Here is a 5551-nt window from a genome sequence, read left to right as displayed (position 1 = left end):
GGAAGCCGATCATCTGGTTGCAGGCCTTGGTCGCCTGACCGGTCCCGGTTGGCCCCATGTGAGTGATGTTGTCGCAAAAGCAGGCGAGAACCGGCCTGACGGCGTCGACGGCATGTTCGGGGCCGCCGACGAAGGCGGCGAGGGTTCCCCGCTCCGCGCCGACGATGCCGCCCGAAACGGGGGCATCGACCCAGATGCTGCCGGTCGCCTCTTTCAGGCGGTCCGCCAGGCGACGCGTGTCGTCCATCGGGACCGTGGAATGATCCACCACATAGGCCGGCGGGGTCCGGGACCTGGCGACGCCAGCGGCGCCGAAGACCACGTCCTCCAGCGCCGCGACGCCGGTGACGCAGATGCACAGGACATCGCAGGAGTCGGCCAGCGCCGCCGGGGTTGCGGCCTGCTGCGCTCCTCGCGCGGTCAGCTCCGCGACCTTCGCCGGAGATCTGTTCCAGACGGAAAGCCGATAGCCCGCGTCGGCGATGCGCGCCGCCATCGGGGTTCCTATGGCGCCAAGACCAATGAAGCCGATTTTCACTGTCGAATGCTCCCGAGGCCAATCTGGACTGTGGCGGATCGAAAAACCCGCGCCCAGTCTAGGAGGCCCGAAGCGATGAGGGCCAAGACGAAATGCATCTTAGTGGCGCGAGCCGATAAGATGTGGACAAGATAGCCCTTTGATAGCCCTGCCCTCTCACTGCCCCGCGATAACGTATTGGACGCGCGGATCGGGGCGGTGCACTTTACCTCGCTACGGAGGCGGTGCCTTGCGCGACATGGAGGTGTAGTACCTCCTTCCAGCAATCCGGGGAGGATATCTATGATCGCATTAATCGACCGCCTTGCGACGCTGGCGGCCAAGGCCACGCTCTGGCTCGCCGCGTTGCTCCTGCTGTTGATGGCCATTCACATCACCGCCGACGTGGCGATGCGAAACCTGTTCGGCGCGCCCATTGCCGGAACCCTGGAGTTCGGCACCTACTACTACATGGTCGCCGCCTCCTTTCTTGCGCTGGGCTATGCGCAGCTGCATGACCACAACATCTCGGTGGACATCCTCGTCTACAGCGCCCCGGCCCGGACCCGCATGCTGGTCGAGTTCGTCGCGCTTGTCATTTCGCTGATCTACGCCGTGGCCTTCACTTACGCCTCATTGGTCGTGGCCCTCGAAAAGACCCGGAAGGGCGAGTTCGCCCTGACACAGTATTTCAATCTGGAGATCTGGCCGTCGCGATGGATCCTGGTGATCAGCGGCGCGATCTTCAGCCTCGTCCTGCTGGCGCAAATCCTGCGGCTGGCCGTGGCGATCGGCAAGGGTGAGAACCGGAGGATCGGCGATCTGGCCGGCAATACGCGGAGGAGCGTCTGACCATGGATACAATGCTCATCGGCGGCACAGGCCTGGTCGCGCTTATTGTCCTGCTGGCCATCCGGGTGCCCGTCGGAATCGCGCTGTCGATCGTCTCGATGATCGGCCTCTGGATGATCCGCGGCATGAATGGCGCCATCGGCGCGATCAAGGGCATCCCCTATGATTTCACGGCGCACTGGACGCTTTCGGCGATCCCGATGTTCCTGCTGATGGGGACGATCATCGCCAATTCGGGCATGACATCGAGCCTCTACAAGGCGATGCGGGTCTGGCTGGGGTGGCTGCCCGGCGGGCTGGCCGTTGCAACCAACTTCGCCGGTGCGGGCTTTGCTGCCGCCAGCGGCTCCAGCATGGCGACGACGGCGACGCTCGGCCGCGTGGCCGTGCCCGAAATGCTGGCCAGCGGCTACAATCCGGGGCTTGCCACCGGCGTCGCCACCGCTGTCGGCACCCTGGGAGCGGTGATCCCGCCCAGCATCATCATCGTTCTCTATGCGATTTTCGCGCAAGCGCCGGTGGGGCAGGTGCTGATCGCGGGGATCGTGCCCGGCCTGTTGACGGCCTTCGCCTATGCGACGCTGATCATCCTGCGCGTCAAGCTCAACCCCTCCCTCGCGCCGCCCTACGAGGGCGAGCGCCTGACATTGGCGGGCCATTGGGCGATCCTGCGACCGATCTGGCCGCTGCCCGTTCTGGTTTTCGCGGTGATCGGAGGCATCTACAGCGGCATCATGACGGCGACGGAATCCGGCGCCGCGGGCGTGGTTCTGGCCATCCTGGTGACGACCCTGCAAGGCAAATTCTCGTTCAAGGTCCTCAAACAGAGCCTTGTCGAGGCCGCGGAAACCACGGCGACGCTCATCCTGATCGCCATAGGCGCAGCGCTGTTCACCCGGTTTCTCGCATTCTCCGGCATCCCCAACCTGCTGGCGGAAATGATCGCGGCAGGCGGCGCAAGCCCGCTCGTGATCATCCTGTCGATCTCGGTGGTCTATATCGTGCTCGGCTGCTTCCTCGATCCGCTGGGCGTGCTGCTGCTGACCCTGCCGATCCTTCTGCCGATCTTCGACGCCGCCCACATCAACCTGGTCTGGATCGGCATCATTCTGGTGAAATACATCGAGATTGGAATGCTGACGCCGCCGGTGGGGCTCAATGTCTTCGTCATGAAGGGCGTGGTCGAGGATGCCGTCAGTCTGGGCGAGATCTTCAAGGGCGTGACCTGGTTCCTGTTGGCGGAAGTCGTGGTCATGGCGATCCTGATCTTCTTCCCCCAGGTGACGCTGTTCCTGCCGAACTACATGAATTAGCGCTCGACCGGAGCATCCCTGAAAAGGAAAGGCCCACGCGGGAGGAAGCGTGGGCCTTTCTCGTTCGAAAGCGGGCGCCCGTGCGGGCGTACAGGGCGTATCAGAGAAAATCCGAGAGCTTGTACTCGCCCACTTCCGACACGGTCGGAACGGCGGCCGTTTCGGCCTGCGACATCTTGAAGGGCAGGTTGGTCACCAGATATTCGCCCGCCGGGTCGCTCACCGTCTGGAACGCGCCGCGTTCGGCGAAGAGCGGGTCTTCGAGCGCCTCCGCGATGGTGCGGTACCGGGCACAGGGCACCGATGCGGCGGTCAGGATCTCCTCGCATTCCACGCTGGTGTGCTGCATCGTCCAGGTTTCGAGCTGCGCCAGCAGGGCCGGGTAGTTGTTGTAGCGGGCCATGACGTCGCAGAAGCGCTCGTCCTCGGCCCATTCCGGATGACCCATGGCCTGAACCATCTGCACGAAGTTGCGCTGCGTGTTCGGCATCAGGATCACGAAGCCGTCGCTGCTGCGCACGGGCTTGTAGACAGGGCGGGAGATCGGCGCCGGGAACTGCGCTTCCTGCACGTCGTATGGCATGAGGTTCATCGTGCTTTCGAGCAACGAGACGTCGATGAACTGGCCTTTGCCGGTTTTCTCGCGGTGATAGAGCGCCGCGTTGATTGCGCTGAACGCGTAAACGGCCGAGAGGACGTCGGCATAGAAGAGGCAACTGTTGGCCGGGCGCGTCAGTTCGTCCTGATAGCGCAGGTTGACCAGTTCGAGGCCCGAGGTCGCGTGGATCGTCTGGGCATAGGCGGGTCGCCCGGCGCCCAAGCCGCCCTGGCCGAAACCCGAGACGGAACAGTAGATCAGGCGCGGGTTCAGCGCGGCGAGCGTCTCGAAGTCCAGCCCGAAACGCGCCATGACGCCGGGGCGAAAGTTCTCGACCAGCACGTCGGCGGTGGCGATGAGCTTTTTCAGCTCCGCGATGGTGTCCGGGTCTTTCAGATTGAGCGCAACGCTCTTCTTGCCGCAGTTGAGCTGGCCGAAATAGGTGCTGTGCCCGTCGCGCAGCGGCGCCTGGGTGCGCAGATAGTCGCCTTCGGGCGTTTCGATCTTGATGACTTCCGCTCCGAGATCGGCAAGGTAGCGCGTTCCGTAGGGGCCGGCGATGAGAGTCGAGAAGTCCACCACACGCAGGCCGCTGAAGGGGCGTGGGGCTGTCTGGTTATCGGTCACGGATGGCTCCTCTCAGCTGAACTCGCGCGCGAAATCTGCGGGATCGACGCCCCAGGCGGTGAGCGCGGCGGCGGTGTTTTCGCCGCTCTCGCTGGGCGGTTCCGGCATGTCCGGAATGGAGTGGCTGAACCGGGGGGCCGGGGCGGGCTGGCGGATTCCGGCGATATCGATCATGGCCGCCCGCTCCGTCATCTGCGGATGGTTCGCGGCTTCCTCTAGTGTGAGGACCGGGGCAAAACAGGCGGAACGGCCCTCGAAGACCGACTCCCAATCGGCGCGATTGCGGCTCCGGAACACCTCGGCGAAGACGATCTTCTGCTCCGGCCACGAGGCGCGATCCATCTGACGGTCGAGATAATCGGACGACAGACCCATGCCGTCGAGCAGCTCGGCGTAGAACTTGCGCTCGACCGCGCCGACGGAAATGTATTTGCCATCGGCGGTTTCGTAGCAGGCATACCACGGCGCGCCGCCGTCGATGAAATTGCTCTCGTATTCGTGTGTCCAGGCGCCCGCCGCGCTGAAGCCGCGGAAGGTCGTCAACATCGAGGAAACGCCGTCGATGATCGCCGCATCCACCACTTGCCCCTTGCCGGTCTCCCGGGCATTCAGGACGGCCGCGAGCAATCCGAACGCCATGTAAAGCGCGCCGCCCCCGAGGTCGGCCACCAGATTGAGCGGAATGGCCGGGCCCTGCTCGCGGCTGCCGATCATCGCGAGGGCGCCGGTGAGGGCGAGGTAGTTGATGTCGTGGCCGACCGTTTGGGCAAGCGGGCCGGCCTGGCCCCAGCCGGTGAGGCGTCCGTAAGCGAGCCGTGGATTGAGCGCCAGGCAAGCCTCGGGACCGAGGCCGACCCGCTCCATCACGCCCGGGCGGAAGCCTTCGATCAGGGCGTCGGCGCCCGCGATCAGCTCGAGCGCCGCCTCGCGCCCCTTGTCGGACTTCAGATCGAGCGCGATCGACGGGCGATTGCGCCGGGTCAGATCGTGACGAAGCTGCTTCTTGACCCCGAGTCCGGCATCCGTCGTGCGGTCGATCCTCAGCACATTTGCTCCGAGATCGGCCATGAGCATGGCGCAGAACGGGCCGGGCCCGATGCCGCCCATCTCGATGATTTTCAGGCCGTTCAACGGTCCCATGACAGTCCTCCCTCCAGAAACCCCATCCGCTGCAAGGCCCTGGCTCCTGCAGTCTCGCCTTGGTCTGACCATTATAGAGTTTGACCAATTAAATGAAAGCCCCTATTGTCGCGAATCCATGCGCCCCAGGCGGAAAATTCGCTCCAATGGGTGCACTTCATTGCGGGAGGATGAGGTATGGGATGTCAGGCCGGTGGAAACGGGACGATGTTCAACGAGGTTCTGAAGCTCCGACTACCGGTGCTGGAGGATCTGCCGCGGATCGAGCTGCGGCAACTTCGATACTTCCTTGCCGTCGCCGAAGAACTCAACTTCACGCGCGCGGCGGAACGCATGGGCATTGCCCAACCCCCCTTGAGCCAGCAGATTCTCTCTCTTGAGAGCCAGCTGCGGGCCAAGCTTTTCACGCGTTCGAGGTGTCAACGGCGGAGTAAAATTCGGCCATTGTGGCGGAGCAAAAGTCGGCCAGTTTGGGGCGAGCGCCTTGGAGCGTGCGGCCCTCAT

General features: G+C 64.0%; 5 protein-coding genes and 1 pseudogene. 3 read left to right on the top strand and 3 right to left on the bottom strand.

All coding sequences use genetic code 11. From position 1 onward, the window contains the following. A partial coding sequence (locus tag E1832_RS00285; protein ID WP_133357798.1) for an NAD(P)-dependent oxidoreductase occupies positions 1-496 on the bottom strand: 496 nt, incomplete at its 3' end. Positions 497-820: 324 nt separating this feature from the next. Here E1832_RS00285 and E1832_RS00280 point away from each other — a divergent pair. Together E1832_RS00280 and E1832_RS00275 are read left to right on the top strand one after the other, a co-directional pair. Further along, entirely contained in the window at positions 821-1369 is a 549-nt protein-coding gene (locus E1832_RS00280; protein WP_133357796.1) for a TRAP transporter small permease subunit, read from the top strand. Positions 1370-1371: 2 nt separating this feature from the next. Further along, on the top strand, positions 1372-2682 hold the full coding sequence (locus tag E1832_RS00275; protein ID WP_133357794.1) for a TRAP transporter large permease: 1311 nt from the start codon (positions 1372-1374) through the stop codon (positions 2680-2682). 100 nt (positions 2683-2782) lie between these two features. Here E1832_RS00275 and E1832_RS00270 read toward each other — a convergent pair whose 3' ends face one another. Both E1832_RS00270 and E1832_RS00265 read right to left on the bottom strand, forming a co-directional pair. Then, the gene (locus E1832_RS00270; protein WP_133357792.1) at positions 2783-3907 is read right to left on the bottom strand and encodes a CaiB/BaiF CoA transferase family protein; all 1125 of its coding nucleotides are present in this window, start codon (positions 3905-3907) and stop codon (positions 2783-2785) included. 12 nt (positions 3908-3919) lie between these two features. Next, positions 3920-5047: a CaiB/BaiF CoA transferase family protein gene (locus E1832_RS00265; protein WP_165978746.1), complete on the bottom strand. Its 1128-nt coding sequence runs from the start codon at positions 5045-5047 to the stop codon at positions 3920-3922. A 261-nt stretch (positions 5048-5308) separates the two neighbouring features. Between E1832_RS00265 and E1832_RS22765 the strand changes: the two are divergent. Continuing rightward, positions 5309-5458, top strand: a pseudogene (locus E1832_RS22765) (LysR family transcriptional regulator); the annotation flags it as partial. Between the last annotated feature and the right edge of the window lie 93 nt (positions 5459-5551).

Source organism: Antarcticimicrobium luteum (genome assembly GCF_004358185.1).
Classification (GTDB): Bacteria; Pseudomonadota; Alphaproteobacteria; order Rhodobacterales; family Rhodobacteraceae; genus Antarcticimicrobium; species Antarcticimicrobium luteum.
Note: the sequence above shows the minus strand (reverse complement) of the source record. Positions and strands in the feature narration are given on the sequence as shown.

What these genes read in the sequence shown, in the direction of transcription:
- E1832_RS00280 (WP_133357796.1), top strand. Translation starts at nt 821, where the DNA reads ATGATCGCATTAATCGACCGCCTTGCGACGCTGGCGGCCAAGGCCACG.
- E1832_RS00275 (WP_133357794.1), top strand. Translation starts at nt 1,372, where the DNA reads ATGGATACAATGCTCATCGGCGGCACAGGCCTGGTCGCGCTTATTGTC.
- E1832_RS00265 (WP_165978746.1), bottom strand. Translation starts at nt 5,047, where the DNA reads ATGGGACCGTTGAACGGCCTGAAAATCATCGAGATGGGCGGCATCGGG.